The organism is Heyndrickxia ginsengihumi, from assembly GCF_011008565.1.
In the GTDB taxonomy this organism is placed as follows: domain Bacteria; phylum Bacillota; class Bacilli; order Bacillales; family Bacillaceae_C; genus Weizmannia; species Weizmannia ginsengihumi.
Genome location: NZ_JAAIWK010000013.1, coordinates 70533 through 92496 on the forward strand (window position 1 = coordinate 70533; position 21964 = coordinate 92496).

The following is a 21964-nucleotide window of genomic DNA, read 5'->3' on the forward strand; positions in this document are numbered from 1 at the left end:
TACAACAGCGTTATTTAACCGCCAATCCTTATAAAGGAAGGCGGTTAAACCATTCTTGATGTTTTGATAGATCACTATTGATTATTAAGCATGTTCTGTTTCTAATTCACTTAACGTTCTTCCAGCTTTTTTGAATTCGAAGGCTGCCAGGCGAGCTTCATCATTTGACATTTTCTGGTTTTTGAAGTATTCAATAAGCTGCATCATATTGCGATATTCACGAGGAATAATTTTGACAAATTTACTTCCAGCTGTTTCCCAAGTTTTTAAAATTTTCTTGGCGATTGGACTGCCAGTGTAATGATAGTGTCTTTGGATCATTTGATATAATTCACGCATTTCTGTATCTGCATGGACTTTTTCAACATCAACCATTTCCTTGTTAATTTGCGTCAACAATTCATGTTCATTTGTATTTGCGTATAAATATGCAATACCGCCCGACATTCCCGCTGCAAAGTTGCGACCGATAGAACCAAGAACTACGACGCGTCCACCTGTCATATATTCACAACCGTGATCACCGATACCTTCTACAACAGCATTGACTCCGCTATTGCGGACACAGAAACGTTGTCCTGCCGTTCCGCGAATATATGCTTCTCCGGATGTAGCACCAAAGAAAGTAGTGTTGCCGATGATTGCCTGTGGCTGATTGCCCCAAGACAATCCAGGTTTAACAATGATTTTACCTCCTGATAAACCTTTACCTACGTAATCATTGGCATCACCCTCTAATTCAATTGTTAATCCTTTAGGGATAAAAGCGCCTAGACTTTGACCGGCTGACCCTTTGAGTGATACTTTAATGAAATCTTCTGGTAACCCTTGATCTCCATATGCTTTCGTAATAACGTGACCTAATGATGTGCCAACAGCACGATCTGTATTCACAACCGGCAAGGTGATAGATGTTCTTTTTTTATGTTTTACTGCTTCAGTAAGCTGCAGTAATAAGCGTTGATCAAAACGTTCTTCGAGTTTATGATCTTGAGCAGTTTGTTTTTCAACGTTAACAGTGGATTCGCTAGCCTTAAACAACATATTATGAAGGTCAAGATGTTTAGCTTTCCAATGTGACTTCACGCTGTCTTTTTCTTTAAGCAGGTGTGTGGCACCTACTAGTTCATCTAAACTGCGATAACCGAATTGAGCAAGTAATTCACGAACTTCTTCGGCGATAAAATACATATAATTGACGACATGATCCGGACTTCCCATAAACTTTTCACGAAGCTTTGGATTTTGTGTTGCAACGCCAACTGGACATGTATCGAGATGGCATGCTCTCATCATAATACAACCGAGAACTACAAGTGGGGCAGTAGAGAATCCATATTCATCAGCACCTAAGCATGCTGCTTTAATGACGTCTAAGCCCGTCATCAATTTTCCATCTGTTTCAAGTACAACACGATCCCTTAAGCCGTTTAAGGTCAATGTTTGATGGGCTTCTGCTAAACCAAGTTCCCAAGGCATGCCTGCATGTTTAATACTTGTTTGCGGGGATGCGCCCGTTCCGCCATCATGACCACTAATTAAGATTGTGTCAGCGAGCCCTTTCGCAACACCAGCAGCAATTGTTCCAACGCCAGCTTTAGCAACTAACTTTACGCTTATTCTTGCGCGTGGATTTGCACTCTTTAGATCATAAATTAGCTGCGCTAAATCCTCGATTGAATAAATATCATGGTGAGGAGGAGGGGAGATAAGTCCCACACCAGGTGTGGATCCACGAACTTCAGCAATCCACGGATAAACTTTAGTGCCAGGAAGCTGACCGCCTTCACCAGGTTTTGCACCTTGAGCCATTTTAATTTGTAACTCATCAGCATCAGTTAAATATAAGCTCGTTACGCCAAAACGTCCGGATGCCACTTGTTTAATGGAGCTGCGTCTTGAATCTCCATTTGCATCTTGAATGTAACGTTCTTTTTCTTCGCCGCCTTCACCGCTATTGCTTCTCCCGCCAATACGATTCATTGCAATCGCAAGTGCTTCATGAGCTTCTTTACTTAGCGCACCATATGACATTGCACCGGTTTTGAATTTCTTTAAAATATTTTCCACTGGTTCGACTTCATCAATTGAAATTGGCGAACGATCACTTTCTACTGTTAGCAAACTGCGAATAGTAGAAAATGGACTATTGTGATACATTTCAGAAAACTTTTTATATGTTTCTTTATCATTTGTCCGTGCTGCACGTTGTAATGTATGCATCATTAGTGGATTGAATAAATGAAATTCTCCATCTTTACGCCATTGAAGCTCACTGCCAGTGTCAAGAGCTTTATTATGTTGATAGAGAGCTTCCTGTGCTTGTTCATAGCGCAATGTTGCTTCTTTTGCTATTTCCTCTAATCCAATACCGCCGATTTGTGAAACAGTTCCTGTAAAATATTTGTTCACAACCTCTTCAGATATTCCAAGCGCTTCAAAAGTTTGGGCTCCACGATAGCTTTGCAATGATGAAATTCCCACTTTTGTCATGATCTTTATGACACTTTTAAGAATAATCTTAATGAAATGGTCACTTGCTTTTTTGAATGATGTATTAATATGACCTGATTCAATGAGAGATTTAATTGTTTCCAGTGCTAAATAAGGATGAATTGCATCTGCACCAAAGCCAATTAATGAAGCGAAGTGATGTGCATCTCTCGGTTCACCTGAGTCAATCACAATGCTAGCTTTTGTTCTTGTTCCATTGTTAATCATGTGATGGTGCACACTAGAAGTAATCAGTAGCGACGGAATTGGGATATTGTTTTCTCCAATCGAGCGGTCACTTAAAATAATGATTTCGGCTCCATCTGCAATGGCTTGATCAACTGCAGCAAGGACATTGTCGATTGCTCCTTTTAAACCTGCTTCTGAATTTGGTGTGAAATAGGTTTTAACTGTTTCAACTTTTAGACCTTGATTTTGGATTGCGTAAAAACTTGCAGTGTTTAAAAATGGGTGTTCTAATTGTAATTTTTTATAATTGCCAGCATCCCCATTTAATGAGGATTGTGCACCTAACCAAGTAACAGACGAGATCACGACCTCTTCACGAATCGGATCAATAGGCGGGTTTGTTACTTGTGAAAAACTTTGTTTAAAATAGTGATAAAGCAATTGTGGACGTTCTGATAAAACGGCAATTGGAGAGTCAACTCCCATTGCTGCAATCGGTTCTTTTGTATCTTGAGCCATCGGTACGATAGACTTCGTTAATTCTTCATATGTGTATCCAAAAAGTTTTTGATAATAAAACAATTCATCTTTTTCAAAAGTAGTTGCTGCCGGAATTAAATTTGCTGATTGAGAAATATAGGCAACATTTTCATCCAAATGTTCTTGATAAGGTTGTTCTAAACTAACTTGGGTTTTTAACTCATCACTCGGAATAATGCTTCCTTGTTCTAAGTCTACAAAAAGCAGTTGCCCCGGTTTTAAATGGTGGCGTTCTTTTACATTTTCTTCGGCAACATCAACAACTCCAACTTCAGAAGCGAAAATAATTTTATCATCATTCGTTATATAATAACGGGCAGGGCGTAAACCATTACGGTCCAAAATTGCCCCAATTTGTTTCCCATTTGTAAATTCTAAGGCCATTGGTCCATCCCATGGCTCCATAACTTGACTATAATACTCATAAAATGCTTTTAAATATGGAGGGAGATCATCATTCTTTTCCCATGGTTCAGGAACCATCATCATAATTGCTTGTGGAAGCGGAACATCATTCATTGTCAAAAATTCTAAAACATTATCAAAAATTGCTGAGTCACTGCCTTCTGTATTTAACACTGGCTGAATTTTCTCTAACGTAGATTCATCAAAAGTATTAGCAAATAAAGGCATCTTTGCGTTAAACCAGTTAACGTTACCTTTTATCGTATTAATTTCTCCATTATGAGCAATCATTCTGTTCGGATGAGCTCTTTCCCAGCTAGGGAAAGTATTTGTACTAAAACGTGAATGAATGAGTGCCAATGCAGATGTGAATTGCTCTTTTTGTAAGTCTAGATAAAACAACGGTAACTGATCAGCAGCAAGCATCCCTTTATATACAATCGTTTGATTTGATAAACTAGCAATATAAAGGGATGAGCGATATTTGTTTTCAACTAATTTTCTTAATAGATAAATATTTTTTTGAAAATTCTTTTCTTCCGTGTTATCGTTGATTGAAGTAATAAAGATTTGGGAGATAAAAGGTTGAGCTTGTTTTGCTTGCTCCCCAAGACATTTATCAGATGTTGGGACATCGCGTACACCTAATACTTTTAATTCAAGATTAGCTGCTTGGTCCTCAAATTCATGATAAATCTCCTTTTGAAGCGACTGATCATGGGGGAGAAAAAGCATTCCTACTGCATACTCACCTTTTTTGGGAAGGGTGAAGGAACAATTATTTGAAAAAAATTCATGTGGGATTTGGAGCAAGATACCTGCACCGTCAGCAGTAGTTTGGTCAGCATTTTTTCCGGCACGATGATCTAATCTTCTTAACATTTCTAATGCTGTTGTGACAGTCTCATGAGAAGCACGGCCTTTAACATCTGCATAGAAGCCAATACCGCATGCATCATGCTCGTATTCAGTTCGATAAAGTCCGTAGGTTTGTTGATCTAAATTCTGATATTTCATGCTTCACATTCCTTCCATTTATCAAATCAAGTCCGAAAAGTAAGATTATTTTAAATTTTACTCTTTTGTTATTATTCCTTACAATATATTATTAAGATTAAATTAATCTCATGTTTAGATTGGTGGGGATTTTTGTGGAATTACGTCAGCTAACATATTTTATAGAAGTGGCTAAAAGAGAGCATGTAACGAAGGCGGCAGAAGATCTTCATGTTGCACAATCAGCGATAAGTCGACAAATTTCATTACTGGAGTCCGAATTAGGAGTCACGCTTTTTTTTCGTGAAGGGAGAAACGTAAAATTAACCCAGATTGGAAAAGTTTTTCTCAAACACTCGGAAAGAATTGTAAATGAAATTAATATTGCAAAACAACGAATAGAAGAATTTACAAATCCAGAAACAGGAATTGTCCGTTTAGGATTTTCAACAGGTTTATCTTTCCAGCCATTTTCAGTATTTTTTGCTCAATTTCGTGAAGAGCATCCAGATCTACAATATCAATTTATTCAAGGAACGCCCAATTATTTAATTAATCTAATTGAAAAAGGTGAACTGGATATCGCAATAACTGCTCCAGTTCCAGCGGATGACCCACTTGTAAACGGCGAGATTTTATTTACAGAAAAATTAAAGTTAATTTTTCATCAAGAGCATTGGCTTGCAAATCAATCTATCATTCGGTTGTCACAATTAAAATCTGAACGGTTTATTACGTTTCGGGCAGGGTTTTCGATTCGGGAAATGTTGTTTAATGCTTGTCAACAAGCTGGCTTTGAGCCAATTATTGCTTTTGAAGGCGAAGATATGGAAACCATTAAAGGACTCGTTGCCAGTGGAACAGGTATTGCAATTCTTCCTGAGCCTACGTTATTATTTAATTTGTCAAAAGAAGTAGGTACTGCTGAAATTAATGATTATCAATTTAATCGTCCTGTTGGGGTGATTATGCCTAAGAAAAGGGAAATGGCTCCTTCAGAGAAGATGTTCTATGAGTTTTTAATTTCATTTTATGACCGCCTTCATCGTTTTCAAATATAAAATCACATATTGTTAATTATACGGATTCATTACAGAAAGGTGTTTGTATATGTCAAATAAAGTAGCTTTAGTAACAGGAAGTAGTAGAGGAATCGGCAGAGCGGTTGCAATTGAATTAGCAAAAGAAGGCTATGATTTAGTAATTAACTATGCTCGCAGTAAATCAAAAGCATTAGAAGTAGCAGAAGAAATTGAAAAATTTGGTCGCAAGGCATTGCTTGTGAAAGCAAATATCGGTGATGTACAAAAAATTAAAGAGATGTTTACACAAATTCGCGATACATATGGACGCCTTGATGTATTAGTAAATAATGCGGCATCAGGTGTTTTACGGCCAGCAATGGAATTAGAAGAATCACATTGGAACTGGACGATGAATATTAATAGTAAGGGCTTGCTCTTCTGTTCACAAGAGGCAGCTAAATTGATGGAGCTAAATGGCGGCGGTAAGATCGTCAGCTTAAGTTCTTTAGGATCTATCCGCTACTTAGAAAATTATACAAGTGTAGGGGTTTCGAAAGCAGCGGTTGAGGCTTTAACACGTTATTTAGCCGTTGAATTGGCGCCGAAAAATATTATTGTGAATGCTGTTTCTGGCGGCGTGTTGGATACAGATGCATTAAATCATTTTCCAAATCAAGAAGAAATGCTTGAAGATGCGCGGAAAAATACACCTGCTGGCCGTATGGTTCAAATCGATGATATGGTTAAAACGATTAAGTTTCTCTTATCAGATGATGCCTTTATGATAAGAGGTCAAACGATTATTGTCGACGGAGGACGCTCATTGTTAATGCTTTAAGGTTAAAATCTATTTAAGTAAGATCTGGTACATTTTATTTTTTGTATCAGATCTTTTTTTTAATCCCTTCAAAAAAAAATCGGATAATTTTTTGTTCATTGGTTACATTAATATTCGTGGAGGTGATAAGCATGAATCAAAAAAACAAAGCCGCTCAAGGTCAATTTGGAACTGAATTTGCAAGTGAAACAAACGCTCAAGAAGTAAGAAAACAAAATGCAAAATCTGCTCAAGGCGCACAAGGCCAATTTGGGACTGAATTTGCAAGCGAAACAAACGCTCAAGAAGTAAGAAAACAAAACCAACAAGCTGAAGCTAACAAATCTAAAAACGTTGGTAAATAATGAATAACATGAAAAAGAGGCATCCTAATTCGCTGGATGTCTCTTTTTCATTCGACAAAAGAAGTCAAAGGAAATTTTCGAGGGGAAAAGAATATTTATATAATGGCGCATGTAGGGAGGAATCTAATGGTGAACGAATTTGATCAGCTTGTTTATGAACAGATGTTAACGATGGAAAAATTATTAGATTTACAGGTAAAGCTAGAAGAGAACCGCGAAAGTCAACAGCGCACAGAAATTCAAAAAGATCTTTGTGAAAATGAAGAGTTATTTGAACTTCAAACATATAAAGTAATTGAACTGTTTCAGACTTTAAAATCATCATGTACATAAGTTGGCAGGAAATGTTTATAAAATAGCGGACAGATTCGGAACGAAGATTCGCATTCAATGCTTAAAGCAATGGATGCTTTTTTATATTGTTTTGACTTTTTAAAGATCATCATTGATTAATGTCTTATTGATTGAGCGGAAGGTGCGAGACTCCTGCGGGAAAAGCGAGCAGTCTGGAGCGGAAATTAACTCCTTCTAATTAAAATACAATCTCCATGTTAATCTCATGCATCCTCATATTCCTACTGAAGTATCCCTTTAATAGTAGTAAACTAAAAATGGATAAAGTGTGAACATATAGACATATAGGAGGTTCCCAGTTGGTGACATCATTGCAAATGCTTGTGCAACTATTCGAACGCGCAGCCCTTCTCATTATTTGCTTATTTTTCATTACAAGAGTTCCGCGTTTTAAAGAAATATTTCAAAAAGAAAGACATAATGCAATTGAACTTATTGTAATTACGTTCATTTTTAGTGCTTTTGCGATATTTGGTACATACTCTGGTATACATGTTGAAGGATCACTCGTGAATGTTCGTATTATTGCAATTGTATCTGGTGGAATTTTATTTGGTCCTTGGGTAGGCATTTTAACAGGGATCATATCTGGATTACATCGTTATTTTATTGATATTGGCGGAATTACTTCTGTCCCTTGCTTAATTACGAGTATTCTTGCTGGGTTTATATCAGGCTATATTAGCAGAAAGGTGAAAAAAACAAAGCGCTGGATTGCCGGAATTGCTGCCGGTATGTTTTGTGAAGTGCTAACGATGCTGCTTATTCTTCTCTTTGCAGAGCCATATTCTCTTGGTGCCGATATTGTTTCAAAGATTGCTTTTCCGATGATTGCTGGAGATGTAAATATTGGCTTAATTATTTTATTTGTTCAAAAGGTTGAGGAGGAAAGAAAATTAATTGCAGCAAAACAGGCAAAACTAGCATTAGATATCGCGAATAAAACATTGCCTTATTTTCGCTCAATTAATAAAGACTCGTTGAAAACGATCTGTACGATTATAAAAAATGATATTAAAGCGGATGCAGTTTCAATTACAGATACTCAGCATATTTTAGCTTACGTTGGATTTGGGGAGGAAAGGAATAAGGCTGGACATGAAATTACGAGTGATTTAACGAAATTAGCAATTCAAACGGGAGAAATAACCATTCGTAATCATATTATAGATGAGCAAATACCTGAAATTAAATGTTTATTAATCATTCCGTTAAAGGAAAGGGACGAGGTCACAGGGGCACTAAAAATTTATTATCGCAAAGCATATAAAATTACATATTCATTGCAGACGATGGCAATCGGCCTTGCGCAAATTATATCAACACTTATGGAAGTATCACGTATTGAGGAAATACAGCAGGAGGCAAAAAAAGCAGAATGGAAGGCACTGCAGACAAACATTCATCCGCATTTTTTGTTTAATACGTTGAATGCTATTGCCTCCACAATTCGGAAAGATCCGGAAAAGGCACGGCAGCTTATTACAAATTTATCTGGTTTTATGAGATTTAATCTAGAGTTAAATGATGAGTTTATTGATATTACAAAAGAATTACAGCAAGTCCGCAACTACGTGGAAATTGAAAAGGCCCGTTTCGGTAGCAGGCTGCAAGTTGAATATGATATTGATGAGGTAGCTGTACAAATTCCGAGTCTTACACTTCAGCCACTTGTTGAGAATGCTATTAATCATGGTATTTTAAAAGTGAAGGGACCGGGAACTGTTATGATTTCGGTAAAAGATTTACAAAAATATATTCGAATTAGTGTAAAAGATACAGGGGCAGGAATACCTGAAAAGGTAATCGAGCGAGTGTATAAAGATGATGTACCTAACAATCAAATTGGCTTGTATAATGTTTATCGGCGTGTAAAACTAATTTATGGACAAGGGCTCGTTATACATAGACTTTCGAAAGGAACGGAGGTTTATTTTGATATTGCGAAGGAGAGTTTGAGATGAAGGCCATTATTGTAGAAGATGAAATTCCAGCACGCGAAGAGTTACAATATTTGATTGAGACATATAGTGATATTGAAGTGACAGACGTTTTTGAAGATGGCCTGGATGTTCTAAAGTTTTTGCAAAAAGAGGAAACCGATGCAATCTTTCTTGATATCAATATCCCTTCTTTAGATGGAATGCTATTAGCGGGAAATATTAGTAAATTTTCTCGAAAACCATATATTATTTTTACAACAGCATATAAGGAACATGCAGCCGAAGCATTTGAGCTTGAAGGTTTTGACTATATTTTGAAACCTTATGAGGAAAAACGGATTGCCACGATGCTAAAAAAGCTAGAGAACGCGTACAATCGGGATCAAGTTAACATGCAGGTAGAGGGCAATGCTGAAATACATCGTCACAAAAGTACGACGCGTATTAACTTACGAAAAGACGAGAAAATAATTGTAACAGACGTAAATGATATTTATTATTGTTCAGCACAAGAAAAGTTCACAATGGTTTATACGAAAAACGAAGTGTATAAAATGCCGATGAACATATCTGAATTTCATGCTTTAGTGCCGCAAGATCTTTTTTTTCGTTGTCATCGTTCATATATTGTTAACCTCTCTAAAATTCGCGAAATTGTCCTTTGGTTTAATCAAACCTATTTACTTCGTTTAACTGAATTAGAAGCAGAAATACCTGTCAGCAGAAGAAAAGTAAAGGAATTTAAGGAAGTAATGAATTTGTAAGTAATGAATGCAGTTTAAGTTTTTACAAAGCTTAAGCTGCATTTTTTCTTTACCGCTTATACCAAATTATATACCGTTCATTCTGAAATCGCTTTCTTTTTGCTTTTAAGTATTATAATGCAGGTAATGGACAAGCTATAGCTGAAGCTGAAGGAGGAGACATAAAATGAAAGGCAACGAACATCGCAGCTTGATCGTTTTAGGAACAATTATCGTTCAAATCGGTCTCGGTACTGTTTATACATGGAGTTTATTCAATCAGCCATTAGTTGATAAATATGGATGGTCATTACGATCGGTCGCTATTACTTTTTCGATATTAAGTTTAGCGCTTTCTTTCTCTACATTATTCGCGACAAAGCTTCAAGAAAAATGGGGAATCCGGAGGCTAATTATTAGTGCAGGATGTTTACTAGGGATAGGATTAATACTTAGCTCGTTTATTTCTTCACTGTGGTTGCTTTATTTGTTAGCTGGAATATTTGTTGGGTTTGCTGACGGTACGGCCTATATTACTTCTTTATCCAATTTAATTAAATGGTTCCCAGAGAAAAAAGGACTTATTTCTGGCGTTTCTGTCGGAGCTTATGGTACAGGCAGCTTGCTCTTCAAATATGTTAATGGTGCATTCATTAATCATTTAGGTGTTTCAACTGCATTCTTATGCTGGGGAATTATTTCAATTATCTTAGTTGCAGGCGGAGCATTTCTAATTAAGGAAGCAGCAAATAGTGAAAATAAAAAGATGGTGAACAATCATGTAGAACATGATTATTCTGTAAAAGAAATGTTGAAAACAAAACAAGCATACTTATTGTTTGTCATCTTCTTCACGGCATGTATGAGCGGCTTATATTTAATCGGTATCGTAAAAGATATTGGTGTAAGTTTAGCTGGATTGAATGCGGCGACCGCAAGTAATGCAGTTGCACTTGTGGCAATATTTAATACAATAGGAAGGATTATACTTGGCACATTATCCGACCATGTTGGACGTATGAGAGTGATCTCAGGTACATTGCTTGTTACAGCACTCGCAGTGTTAACATTAAGCTATGTCCACCTGAATTTTCCTCTATTCTTTATATGTGTAGCTGCAATCGCCTTCTGTTTCGGCGGGAACATAACCATTTTCCCAGCGATTGTTTCTGATTATTTTGGTTTGAACAATCAAAGTAAAAACTATTCTGTTATTTATCAAGGATTTGGGATTGGGGCAATATCAGGATCATTAATTGCCGCAGCACTTGGCGGTTTTATGCCGACATTTAAATTTATCGCCGTTTTATGCTTGATATCCTTTATTATTACTTTAGCAATTAAAGCTCCAGGTAAAGAACCAGGATTAAAATGGAAAGGGTTGCGGAAACATATCCATCATGCAAGACCGCATACAAGATAACTGTTCATATGGCCTATTTTCACAGTTCCATTTTGATTTAATAATTAATGACTAAATTAGTAAAATTGCTCTAATATATGCCCTAATTTTATTAATTAGGGTTCTTTTGTTTTAAAATTTAAAATAAACCGTTATAATAATATAAATATTATATTTATACATAGGAAATGGAAAATTGATGAAAGTAGGCTTGAGACTATGGGGATTCCCAGCGAGGGTGATAAAGTACAAATTCAGAGCTATAAACACGATGGTCATATTCACCGCATATGGGAAGAAACGACCGTATTAAAAAGCACAAAATCATTAGTCATTGGTGCGAATGATCGTACGCTTGTAACCGAGTCGGATGGGAGAACTTGGATTACAAGAGAACCTGCCATCTGTTATTTTCATGCCGATTATTGGTTCAATATTATTGGTATGATTCGCGAAGATGGGATATACTACTATTGTAATTTAGGATCACCTTTTATTTATGATGAGGAAGCACTAAAGTATATTGATTACGATCTTGATGTAAAGGTTTTTCCAGATATGACATATACGGTTTTAGATGAGGATGAATATGAATATCATCGTAAAAAAATGGGTTATCCAGATGTGATTGATCAAATTTTAAAACGCAATGTCGATCATTTGATTCGTTGGATAAGACAGCGAAAAGGCCCTTTTTCTCCAGATTTCATTGATCTGTGGTATGAACGCTATTTAACATATCTTCGTTAAACAGTTCTAACCTGTTGTTCTCACCAACAGGTTTTTTTATGGTCTATTTCATCATCGTAGATGTTCTGGCATTTATGTTCCATAGGCTTTTAAAAATTAATAAAAGACAGCATTACTGCATTCTATAGATTTAGATTTTCCTCAGTTCGGAGGGTTTGTTGTGAATAGTATTAAAAGATACATGAATTTTGTAAAACCTTATTGGATGCAAATAGTTGCGACCATTATTATTGGCATTATGAAGTTTGCCATTCCGCTTTTAATTCCACTGCTTATTAAATATGTGATTGACGATATTATCGGCAATGGTGCACTGTCCGTCGATGCGAAAATGCACAAGCTCGTATGGATTATGTCCATTATGCTTGCCATTTTTGTATTACTTAGGCCGCCGATTGAATATTATCGTCAATATTTTGCCCAATGGACGGCAAGTAAAATTTTATTTGATATGCGTGACCGTTTATTTACGCATTTACAAAAACTAAGTTTTAAATTTTATGCAAATACACGTGCAGGAGAAGTCATCTCCCGTGTCATCAATGATGTTGAACAAACAAAAGACTTTGTTATTACAGGGCTAATGAATGTGTGGCTCGATATGACGACAGTACTCATTGCCATTGTAATGATGTTTTTAATGGATGCACGTTTAACACTGATCTCATTAATTGTATTTCCATTTTATATTATATCTGTTAAATATTTTTTCGGAAATATGCGCTCTTTAACGAGAAAACGTTCGCAAGCATTAGCAGAGGTACAAGGCTATTTACATGAGCGTGTACAAGGAATGGCAGTTATTAAAAGCTTTGCGATTGAAGATCACGAACAAAAGCAATTTAACCAACATAACGCTAATTTTTTACAAAAGGCTTTGGCACATACTCGCTGGACGGCAAAATCATTCGCTGTCGTTAATACGATAACAGATATCGCACCGCTGTTAATTATTTTTGTTTCAGGATATTTAGTAATTAAAGGAAGTCTTACTGTTGGTACATTAGCTGCATTTATTGCATATATCGATAATTTGTATAGTCCACTGAGACGACTAGTGAATTCTGGGACAACATTAACACAGGCTTTCGCTTCAATGGACAGAGTATTTGAGTTAATGGATGAAACTTATGATATTGATGATCTCCCAAATCCAAAAGAATGCAATCATGTACGCGGTGATATTCAGTTTGATCATGTTAGCTTTAGTTATGACAAAGAGCCGATATTAAAAGATATTGATTTAAACATTCGTGCCGGTGAAACTGTAGCACTAGTCGGAATGAGTGGAGGCGGTAAATCATCGCTTGTCAGTTTGATTCCACGTTTTTATGATGTGACGGAAGGGAAGATTTTCTTAGACGGTGTCGACATTCGTGAATTTAAAGTGCGAAGTTTAAGAGATAAAATTGGGATGGTGCTTCAAGATAATATCTTGTTTAGTGAGTCCGTGCGATCGAATATTTTACTTGGAAACCCAAATGCATCTGAAGAAGAGGTCGTTCAAGCAGCGATTGCTGCAAATGCGCACGAATTTATTACAGGTCTATCAGAAGGATACGATACGAAAGTAGGGGAAAGAGGCGTTAAACTATCAGGAGGGCAAAAGCAGAGAATCGCGATTGCAAGAGTGTTTTTGAAAAATCCTCCTATCCTCATACTTGATGAAGCGACGTCTGCATTAGATTTAGAGAGTGAACATTTGATTCAAGAAGCACTCGATAAGTTAGCGAAAAATCGTACGACATTTATCGTAGCTCATCGTCTATCAACGATTACACATGCAGATCGTATCATTTTAATTGAAGATGGGGAAATAAAGGAAATGGGTACACATGGGCAATTGATGAACAAGCAGGGGCTCTATTACAATTTATTTCAAATACAGCAGCTGGATGCATAGATGGTGTATTTGATCAGAGGCTGGGACAAAAAGATGTTAACTAAAGAAAACATGAATATTGCGCTCTAATCCAGCTCCGGAAATATACTTCGCTTGCTACGGCCGCAGGAAGTATATTTCCGGAGCTGCTTTGTGCAATGGTCGTCTTTAGCTTACCTCCTTTGAGTTTTGTCCCGGCCTTTTTTAATACCGACAGGCTTTAGGCAGGGTTTAATTTTGCTAATCTCTTGTTTAATTTTTCCCGCCAATTATCAGCTAGTTCTTCAACTGCTAATATCTTCTTTATTCCTTCTACATCTTGCGGAGAATGGAAATAAAGATCATTTCCGAATTGAACGGAAATTTGTTTCGGATGCGGCTCGATTAAAGTAATCTTTGAATCTTTTCTAACGGTTCCTTCTTTTAAGACACGGCATAAATATCCTGTAAAGCCAGTTTCCACCATTCTATTAAGGAGCGGAATTCCTGTTCTTTTATTAATCGTATCGCAAGGGATTCTACCTTGGGTGATTTGAATGATTGCTTCGCCAATCTCGAAAATATCACCAATATGGACATCTTTCTCTAACATATTGGTAACTGTAAGGTTTTCACCGAAAGTGGAGGAAGGCAGGGCCGTTTTGAATTCTTCTTCCCATAATAAATAATGTTCGTAAGGATAGATACATACGGCGCGGTCAACTCCGCCATGATAACGTGTATTTGAAACGCCATCTCCGTAAAAGCCATCTTTTGTTAAAAAGGCTTCTTCAATGGATTCTTTACAAATACCAGTATCCATTTCTTTCCCGCCACTGTACTGCATCTTCTTTGGTAGCCCAATTGAAAATGTGATGATCTCTGGAATTGCTCGCTTTTTCATTTCCTATGCTCCTTATGAAAGATCTGTTATCAAAATATTACCACTTTTTCAGTTTTGTACAAAGAGAAAGTTGTACAATCACGATTTTTAAAATTGCCCATAAAAAATTCAGTCTTTTTTTATTTGGGCTTGATAATGGTTCTCCGAAGATTTCCGCGGGTAAGCGCCGAGCTGCTTCGTCGCTACGCTCCTGCAGGGTCTCGCCTGTCTTGCTGTTCCCGCAGGAGTCGAGCGGACGCTTCTCCGAACCAATGAAGTGTTTCCCCTTTAGTCGCTGCTTTTTATAGTGTCTTTTGCATATAGAACATAGCTTATTTACTACATTTTGTTCTAGGCTAAAAAGCAGAAAACCCCATCAAATATACATTCAATGGGGGACGTTTTAAAGCTGTCTTTTTTTAAGTAGAGACACCTAGATATAATATTTTCTTATTATTGCTCATCTAATTCAGCTAAAGTGATATCATTTTGGTTGTTGTGTTTATGATAAGTTTGGAACACATCAATTAATTTCTCCAAGTGTTCAAGCTCTTCTTGGTAGTCGACAAGCAAGGCCAATAAATTCATAATATGATATGACTGTAAATCAGCCCGGAATGTTTCATCCTTCAGTTTTTGATGAAATAAATCCATCAATTCATTGCGCTGCTGATCTCCTATTTTTTGATTTTCTGCGTTTCCTTTCACTTTTCCTAAAAACATTAACAATAATTTTTCATGCTCGTTTACTAAAAATTCAATTTGTTCCTGGATCATCTCTTGAATCTCTTTAGGGAGATGAACGATATCATTTTTATAATGATACAAACGTTTAAGAATGATAAAACTTAAATTTAAAATTGTTACCATCTGTTTATAAAGAACTATTTTTCGTTGGACATCATGTTTTTTCTTCTTAGAATAAGCACGGTCTTCCTTAAATAATGTATACAATTGTTCAACTTTGTAGACACGTTCTTTAATTTCTGGAATTTCATCTTTTAATAAGCTGTAATCCACTTCATGACGGGAAGTAATGCGGATGAATTTCAGCAAGTCTTCCGTAACATGTGCAATTCGAACATATAATTTTTTTTCGTACTTTGGCGGTAAAAATATTAAATTCACAATAAAAGAACTCATAATTCCGAGAAAAAGCGTTGAGAAACGAATACCTGCAACTTGTAAAAAGTTTTCTCCAGGCGTTTCCATAATGACAATCATCGTAACAAGGGCAAGACTTACATTGTTTTCTAATTTTAACTTCAGCATTAAGATGATAATAATAATTGCTCCGAAGCCAACAATAATTAAATGATTTCCAAATGCCATAAAGAGGATAACGGCAATAATTGCACCAATTACGTTTCCTTGTACTTGCTCAATGATCGATAAATAAGAACGATAAATTGTCGGTTTAATAGCAAAAGTAGCGGCAATTCCTGCGAATACCGGTGATGGCATATTTAATAATTTTGCAATAAATAACGCCAATGTGATAGCAATACCAGTTTTAAAAATGCGGGCTCCAACCCTCATAGTTAAAATATTCCTTTCTTCATGTATTCCAAATTGTTTTTATTTAAGCTGTTTATCTTTAATATCCCATAAAATCATAAAGTAAACCAACGATTCACTTTTGGTAAACAACTAGCAAAAGACCGGTCCACCTATTATATAAAATATGGAAGTTATTCGTGCAATAGAGTAGTAATATACAATGATTTGTAAAGTTTGGCAAGTAGAATTTTTTTAGATTATTCTCTTTTTTTAACAGAGTAGTTTTTTTATGTAGAAGTGAGAATAGAAAGCTTGTCATGCGTAGATAATTAGACTCCTTTTCATTTATTTATCCTCATTAAAAATAATGTTATTATAGCATGACTGTCTATTAGAATGTATTATTTTTATTGGACATTTTTGTTACAAAAAGTGCAAAAATCGACATGCATCAAGTAAGATTTGAGTATAAAGAAACCTTGGCTTTCATCTAGCCAAGGTTTCTTTATTAATATTAAGCTTTTAATTGTGAAAAGGCGTAATCCGCAGCTTTTATTGTTTCTTTAATATCTTCTTCTGTATGAGCAGTTGTAATAAACCATGCTTCATATTTTGAAGGGGCAAGATTAATTCCTTGGTTCAGCATAAGCTTGAAGAATTTACCGAACATTTCGCCGTCAGTTGCTTCAGCTTGTTTATAATTTTCAACCGGTTGATCGGTGAAATAGACAGTAAGTGCACCGACTAAACGGTTGATCGTTACAGGAACTTGGTGCTTTTTAGCAGCTGCATTCAGTCCATCTTCTAACATTGCACCGAGGCGATCTAGTTGTTCGTACACGCCATCTTGCTGCAATACTTCTAAGCAAGCAATTCCTGCCAACATCGATGCAGGGTTTCCTGCCATTGTACCAGCCTGATAGGCAGGACCTAGAGGTGCTACTGTTTCCATAATTTCTTTTTTACCGCCGTATGCTCCAATTGGGAGACCGCCGCCGATAATTTTTCCCATTGCTGTTAAGTCAGGGGTGACTCCTAAAAGATTTTGAGCACCGCCATACATAAAACGGAACGCAGTAATGACTTCATCATATATGACGAGTGCGCCAGCTTGATGTGTTAACTCATTTACTTTTTCTAAAAATCCAGGTTTCGGCTGAACAATACCGAAGTTGCCGACAATTGGCTCAACGAGGACAGCAGCAACTTCATCTCCCCATTTATCCAATGCTTCTTTTAATGAGTCCGTTTCGTTGAAAGGAACGGTAATGACTTCTTTAGCAATTGCCTTTGTAACACCGGCAGAATCTGGCATTCCTAACTGAGAAGGCCCAGAACCCGCGGCAACGAGTACAAGATCTGAATGTCCATGATAACAGCCTTCAAATTTAATAATTTTATCGCGGCCAGTGTAAGCACGAGCAACACGAATGGTCGTCATAACCGCTTCTGTTCCAGAGTTTACGAAGCGCACTTTATCCAATGCTGGCATGGCTTCTTTAATCATTTTTGCAAATGTTACTTCAAATGGAGTTGGGGTACCATACAGTACACCGTTTTGGGCTGCAAATTGAATTGCTTTAACAATATGAGGATGGTTAAAGCCTGTAATAATTGGGCCGTACGCAGCTAAATAGTCTATATAACGGTTTCCGTCAACATCATAAAAATAGGCTCCGTCACCTTTACTCATAGCAACTGGTGAACCGCCGCCAACTGCTTTGTAAGAACGTGAAGGACTATTTACGCCACCGACAATATGCTCTAAAGCTTCTGTATGTAATGTTTCAGATTTAGTGAAATTCAATGCAATACCTCCTAGCATGTTTATGAAATGTTTTAAGTGATGATCTATATTTGTTTATTTTTTACAATTTACACCAACTTTATTGTAGACCTCTCATTCGTACTCGTCCAGTGTGAAAAACAATTTCTGAAGCATAAGTTGTGAGGGACGAGCGTAACATGGTATAAAAATTTGTCTTTATAAAGAAGCGTGAAATCAAAAGGGGCATTTGTATGTTCATTATCTTTGGAATACTAGTTGTTATCTGTATTGTGATGAGCTTAAAGACGCTATTTTTTACATCGAAATTAAAATATAGACAAGTTTCTTTTGATAATTTCCTTTTTCTATCCTTTACATACACAAATATTATGATCGGTTTTGGGTTGTTATATATGATTTTGGATATTATCGGATTTCCTATTGCGTTAGATCATGGACATGTATTAACAGGACATTATATAGAGAGATTATTGACGTATATGTATTTAAGTGCAGTGACATTGTTTTCAGTTGGCTTCGGTGATGTTGTTCCAATTGGAATCGCGCGATTGTTAGCTGTTATTGAGTCGTTGCTCGGATATACGATACCGGCTACATTTATGGTAAAATCTTTATTAGATACTGGAAAGAAGTAAACATAATTAAAATGTGAATACAAAAGGAGCGAGAAATATGGCACCTGATTTTACTTTACAGGCAACGAATGGTGAACATATCACATTGTCTGATTATCGTGGCAAAAAGCATGTTGTTCTTTATTTTTATCCGAAAGATATGACGCCAGGTTGTACAACAGAGGCTTGTGACTTCCGCGATCATTATGAAAATTTTTCTGATCTAGATGCAGTGATTTTAGGAATCAGCCCTGATCCAGTGCAAAAACACCAAACGTTTACAGAGAAGCATGGTTTACCATTTTTACTTTTAGCAGATGAAGATCATCAAGTGGCTGAAGCTTACGGCGTTTGGAAGCTGAAAAAGAATTTTGGCAAAGAATATATGGGGATTGAACGCTCCACCTTTATTATTAATAAAGACGGAGAAATCGTCAAAGAGTGGAGAAAAGTAAAGGTGAAAGGCCACGTTGAGGAAGCATTGAATTTTATTAAAGAACAGTTGCATTAAAGCCTATTTGTTAGAAAAACGGCTTATGTCCACGCCAACATTATACAGATACATATATTATCGTAGGGCATACCTCCTCAAGAAAAGTCACGATATTGGCTGTCTCTATTTATAAAAGCTTTACACCGCTGTTTATGGCAGGGAGCTTTTAGAGACAGTCTTTTTACTATTTCTTACATAGCATTCATTTTATTTTGCAAAATTGCTTAAAAGGAAAGGGGTACTTTCTATGAACATCATTTTTACATTTAAGCCTCCTATTGAGATGCAGAAAGAGTTGCAACAATCTTTTCCGGATATTCGCTTTCATTACTTTAATCAGATTGAAGAGGGGCAGTCTATTTGGGGAGAAGCGGAAGTCATTGTTACTTTTGGAGAGGATCTAACTCCGCAGCATATTAACAATGCCCATCATTTAAAGTGGATTATGGTGGTCTCGGCAGGGCTGGAGAAAATGCCGCTCGATTCTATTCAAGAACAGCAAATCATGGTTACAAATGCGCGTGGAATACATAAAAAACCGATGGCTGAATTCACGTTTGCATACATTCTTCATCATGCAAAGGGAATTCATAATTTATCATTGTTACAAAATCAACGAGTTTGGAATCATACTTTGAAGACTCAAGAAATTAATGAACAATGCATAATGATTGTCGGTACGGGGGCAATTGGACAGGAAATAGCACGAATTTCACAAGCATTCGGCATGAAGGTGATAGGTGTTAATCGCAGTGGAAAAATGGTCGATCATGTCGATGAAGTTATCCAATTGGATTCGCTGAAAGAGGCATTACCTGAGGCAGACTATATTGTATCAATACTGCCGAGTACGAAAGAGACGGTCCATATTTACCAATATGAACATTTTCAAAAAATGAAAGAATCTGCCGTATTTATTAATATTGGCCGTGGTGATGTCGTTGAAGAATCTGTACTTATCGATGCATTATTAAATCAGGAAATTGCCCATGCTTATTTAGATGTGTTTAAAAAGGAGCCACTGCCAGCTGATCATCCTTTTTGGAATATGAAAAACTTAACGATCACACCGCATTTATCCAGTCATTCTGAACATTATTTGCCGCGGGCGATGGCAATTTTTAAAGAAAATTTATCGTCTTATTTGCAGAAGGAAGAGAAGCAACAATATATAAATGTAGTGGATATTGAAAAGGGGTATTAAAATGAAAATATATACGCGTACTGGGGATAAAGGCATGACGTCACTCGTTTATGGTGAGCGTGTTTATAAAAATGATGCACGTGTAGAGGCTTATGGCACATGTGATGAAGCAAATTCAATGATCGGTCTGGCTTTGAGCTATTTGCAGGCAGAAAGCTTCTCCGAAAAAAGGGATGTTGAATCAGTATTTCAGCAAGTACAAACAGTTCTTTTTCATGTAGGGGCGGAGCTGTCAACTCCTCGTGGTAAAGAGGTTCATTGGAAATTAGAGGAAGAACATATTCGTCAGCTTGAAACGATTATTGATCAATGGAATGAGCAACTTAAGCCATTAACGACATTTATTTTACCAGGAGGTCATCCTTCAGGTGCTGCCCTTCATGTTGCTAGAACGGTAGTTAGACGGGCGGAACGTAATTGCATGAATATTGAAGAAGTAAATCCGTTAGTATTGGCATTTTTAAATCGTTTATCTGATTTTTTATTTGTTGCTGCAAGATATATAAACACTTGTTTAGGAGCTCAAGAACAAACATTGCATATATTTCGTTGATCATTATCACAATAAGTAAGAAAAAACGTTATCGAGAAGGCAAATAAATGCTTTATTTATCACGATTTATTTGACAAATAGGTATGTTTTTTTGTAAACTTATTTATAAATATTATAAATTGAGAATGATACTTAGGAGAAAAGAGGTGCATGACGGTGTCAGAGCATCAGATGAAGCAAGCGTTGGAAACGCTGAAAGAATCAGGCGTTCGCATCACCCCTCAGCGTCATGCGATTTTGGAATATTTAATTCAGTCCATGTCACATCCAACGGCCGATGAAATATACAAGGCATTAGAGGGGAAATTTCCTAACATGAGTGTGGCCACAGTTTATAATAACTTGCGCGTGTTCCGGGAGATAGGTTTAGTAAAAGAATTAACCTACGGGGATGCTTCTAGTCGTTTTGATTTTGTGACGTCCAGCCATTATCACATTATCTGTGAAGATTGTGGAAAGATTGTCGATTTTCACTATCCTGGTTTAGACGAAGTAGAGCAATTGGCAGCACAAGTTACTGGGTTTAAAGTAAGCCATCATCGTATGGAAGTATACGGAACTTGTCCTGAATGTGTTAAAAAACGCAGCAGTAAATAACAAAAAGGTAGCGAACTGGTTTTCCAGTTCTTTTTTTATGTTTCTTTTCCATTTGAAAAAAGTCCTTTTCTAAAAGATAGTCATGTATAAAGCAGAGAGGAGCGGAGAGTGTGAGACCCGCAAGCGGACAGCGCCGAGAAGGCACAACATTTGCCCCTGCGGAAAGCGAGCATCCTAGAGTGCAACCAACAACTCTTTTTAATGAACAACGATGAAGTTTATAAATAAAATATTTATAAAGAATTAATGTTATTAAATAATTTGTTTTGTTTAAACTCTGTATAAGGTTGATAGGAGCGGAAGAGGATGCAAGACTCCTGCGGGATGAGCGGAATTGCTAAGACCCCACATGCGTGCAGCGAGGGCACTGAAAAAGTCCATTAAATTATTAGACGGTTAAAGGTTGAATAAATTAAACCTTTAACTGTCTTTTTAGCTTATAATAATG

General features: G+C 36.6%; 18 protein-coding genes. 14 read left to right on the plus strand and 4 right to left on the minus strand.

What is annotated here, in order from left to right; genetic code table 11:
• Positions 1 to 84: 84 nt before the first annotated feature.
• Positions 85 to 4644 (minus strand): glutamate synthase large subunit, encoded by a 4560-nt coding sequence (gene gltB, locus G4D61_RS09535; protein ID WP_163173793.1) that lies wholly within the window; start codon positions 4642 to 4644, stop codon positions 85 to 87.
• 134 nt (positions 4645 to 4778) lie between these two features.
• Here gltB and gltC point away from each other — a divergent pair, with 134 nt between their 5' ends.
• The 9 genes from gltC (at position 4779) to G4D61_RS09580 (ending at position 13925) form a co-directional block, all read left to right on the plus strand.
• Entirely contained in the window at positions 4779 to 5684 is a 906-nt protein-coding gene (gene gltC / locus G4D61_RS09540) for a glutamate biosynthesis transcriptional regulator GltC (RefSeq protein WP_025728006.1), read from the plus strand.
• Between the two features lie 49 nt (positions 5685 to 5733).
• Positions 5734 to 6486, plus strand: a complete 753-nt coding sequence (gene fabL / locus G4D61_RS09545) for an enoyl-[acyl-carrier-protein] reductase FabL (RefSeq protein WP_025728004.1) — start codon at positions 5734 to 5736, stop codon at positions 6484 to 6486.
• Positions 6487 to 6617: 131 nt separating this feature from the next.
• Positions 6618 to 6830, plus strand: a complete 213-nt coding sequence (locus G4D61_RS09550) for a gamma-type small acid-soluble spore protein (protein WP_051476262.1) — start codon at positions 6618 to 6620, stop codon at positions 6828 to 6830.
• Between the two features lie 126 nt (positions 6831 to 6956).
• A complete protein-coding gene (locus G4D61_RS09555; RefSeq protein ID WP_025728000.1) occupies positions 6957 to 7163 on the plus strand; it encodes a YgaB family protein in 207 nt (68 codons plus the stop codon).
• Between the two features lie 338 nt (positions 7164 to 7501).
• Positions 7502 to 9148 carry a LytS/YhcK type 5TM receptor domain-containing protein gene (locus tag G4D61_RS09560; RefSeq protein ID WP_163173811.1) on the plus strand — a complete coding sequence of 549 codons (1647 nt, stop codon included), beginning with the start codon at positions 7502 to 7504 and terminating at the stop codon, positions 9146 to 9148.
• Positions 9145 to 9891: a LytR/AlgR family response regulator transcription factor gene (locus tag G4D61_RS09565; protein WP_035354746.1), complete on the plus strand. Its 747-nt coding sequence runs from the start codon at positions 9145 to 9147 to the stop codon at positions 9889 to 9891. Before G4D61_RS09560 ends, G4D61_RS09565 begins: the two co-directional genes overlap by 4 nt.
• A 166-nt stretch (positions 9892 to 10057) precedes the next feature.
• The gene (locus G4D61_RS09570; protein WP_163173795.1) at positions 10058 to 11293 is read left to right on the plus strand and encodes an L-lactate MFS transporter; all 1236 of its coding nucleotides are present in this window, start codon (positions 10058 to 10060) and stop codon (positions 11291 to 11293) included.
• Between the two features lie 198 nt (positions 11294 to 11491).
• The gene (gene ntdP, locus G4D61_RS09575; protein WP_163173797.1) at positions 11492 to 12022 is read left to right on the plus strand and encodes a nucleoside tri-diphosphate phosphatase; all 531 of its coding nucleotides are present in this window, start codon (positions 11492 to 11494) and stop codon (positions 12020 to 12022) included.
• Positions 12023 to 12182: 160 nt separating this feature from the next.
• On the plus strand, positions 12183 to 13925 hold the full coding sequence (locus tag G4D61_RS09580) for an ABC transporter ATP-binding protein (protein ID WP_163173799.1): 1743 nt from the start codon (positions 12183 to 12185) through the stop codon (positions 13923 to 13925).
• A gap of 199 nt (positions 13926 to 14124) precedes the next feature.
• On the opposite strand, the gene G4D61_RS09585 is transcribed toward G4D61_RS09580, so the two are convergent.
• From G4D61_RS09585 to G4D61_RS09595, 3 genes are all read right to left on the minus strand, one after another.
• The gene (locus G4D61_RS09585) at positions 14125 to 14787 is read right to left on the minus strand and encodes an MOSC domain-containing protein (protein ID WP_035348501.1); all 663 of its coding nucleotides are present in this window, start codon (positions 14785 to 14787) and stop codon (positions 14125 to 14127) included.
• A gap of 432 nt (positions 14788 to 15219) precedes the next feature.
• Positions 15220 to 16305 carry an aromatic acid exporter family protein gene (locus tag G4D61_RS09590; protein WP_163173801.1) on the minus strand — a complete coding sequence of 362 codons (1086 nt, stop codon included), beginning with the start codon at positions 16303 to 16305 and terminating at the stop codon, positions 15220 to 15222.
• Between the two features lie 475 nt (positions 16306 to 16780).
• Complete coding sequence (locus G4D61_RS09595; protein WP_025727984.1) at positions 16781 to 18073, minus strand: glutamate-1-semialdehyde 2,1-aminomutase; 1293 nt, start codon at positions 18071 to 18073, stop codon at positions 16781 to 16783.
• A 212-nt stretch (positions 18074 to 18285) separates the two neighbouring features.
• Between G4D61_RS09595 and G4D61_RS09600 the strand changes: the two genes are divergently transcribed.
• The 5 genes from G4D61_RS09600 to perR all read left to right on the plus strand — a co-directional run bounded on the left by G4D61_RS09600 (position 18286) and on the right by perR (position 21516).
• Positions 18286 to 18690, plus strand: a complete 405-nt coding sequence (locus G4D61_RS09600; protein WP_025727983.1) for an ion channel — start codon at positions 18286 to 18288, stop codon at positions 18688 to 18690.
• 37 nt (positions 18691 to 18727) lie between these two features.
• Positions 18728 to 19180 (plus strand): thioredoxin-dependent thiol peroxidase, encoded by a 453-nt coding sequence (gene bcp, locus G4D61_RS09605; protein ID WP_025727981.1) that lies wholly within the window; start codon positions 18728 to 18730, stop codon positions 19178 to 19180.
• 229 nt (positions 19181 to 19409) lie between these two features.
• The gene (locus G4D61_RS09610; protein WP_163173803.1) at positions 19410 to 20366 is read left to right on the plus strand and encodes a D-2-hydroxyacid dehydrogenase; all 957 of its coding nucleotides are present in this window, start codon (positions 19410 to 19412) and stop codon (positions 20364 to 20366) included.
• 1 nt (position 20367) lies between these two features.
• On the plus strand, positions 20368 to 20919 hold the full coding sequence (locus tag G4D61_RS09615; protein WP_025727976.1) for a cob(I)yrinic acid a,c-diamide adenosyltransferase: 552 nt from the start codon (positions 20368 to 20370) through the stop codon (positions 20917 to 20919).
• Between the two features lie 150 nt (positions 20920 to 21069).
• Positions 21070 to 21516 carry a peroxide-responsive transcriptional repressor PerR gene (gene perR / locus G4D61_RS09620; RefSeq protein ID WP_025727974.1) on the plus strand — a complete coding sequence of 149 codons (447 nt, stop codon included), beginning with the start codon at positions 21070 to 21072 and terminating at the stop codon, positions 21514 to 21516.
• Positions 21517 to 21964 lie beyond the last annotated feature (448 nt).

Coding starts and splice junctions, on each gene's coding strand:
- G4D61_RS09615 (WP_025727976.1), top strand. CDS start 20,368: ATGAAAATATATACGCGTACTGGGGATAAAGGCATGACGTCACTCGTT.
- bcp (WP_025727981.1), top strand. CDS start 18,728: ATGGCACCTGATTTTACTTTACAGGCAACGAATGGTGAACATATCACA.
- G4D61_RS09590 (WP_163173801.1), bottom strand. CDS start 16,305: ATGAGGGTTGGAGCCCGCATTTTTAAAACTGGTATTGCTATCACATTG.
- perR (WP_025727974.1), top strand. CDS start 21,070: ATGACGGTGTCAGAGCATCAGATGAAGCAAGCGTTGGAAACGCTGAAA.
- G4D61_RS09585 (WP_035348501.1), bottom strand. CDS start 14,787: ATGAAAAAGCGAGCAATTCCAGAGATCATCACATTTTCAATTGGGCTA.
- G4D61_RS09570 (WP_163173795.1), top strand. CDS start 10,058: ATGAAAGGCAACGAACATCGCAGCTTGATCGTTTTAGGAACAATTATC.
- gltB (WP_163173793.1), bottom strand. CDS start 4,644: ATGAAATATCAGAATTTAGATCAACAAACCTACGGACTTTATCGAACT.
- G4D61_RS09560 (WP_163173811.1), top strand. CDS start 7,502: ATGCTTGTGCAACTATTCGAACGCGCAGCCCTTCTCATTATTTGCTTA.
- G4D61_RS09610 (WP_163173803.1), top strand. CDS start 19,410: ATGAACATCATTTTTACATTTAAGCCTCCTATTGAGATGCAGAAAGAG.
- fabL (WP_025728004.1), top strand. CDS start 5,734: ATGTCAAATAAAGTAGCTTTAGTAACAGGAAGTAGTAGAGGAATCGGC.
- ntdP (WP_163173797.1), top strand. CDS start 11,492: ATGGGGATTCCCAGCGAGGGTGATAAAGTACAAATTCAGAGCTATAAA.
- G4D61_RS09565 (WP_035354746.1), top strand. CDS start 9,145: ATGAAGGCCATTATTGTAGAAGATGAAATTCCAGCACGCGAAGAGTTA.
- G4D61_RS09600 (WP_025727983.1), top strand. CDS start 18,286: ATGTTCATTATCTTTGGAATACTAGTTGTTATCTGTATTGTGATGAGC.
- G4D61_RS09555 (WP_025728000.1), top strand. CDS start 6,957: ATGGTGAACGAATTTGATCAGCTTGTTTATGAACAGATGTTAACGATG.
- G4D61_RS09550 (WP_051476262.1), top strand. CDS start 6,618: ATGAATCAAAAAAACAAAGCCGCTCAAGGTCAATTTGGAACTGAATTT.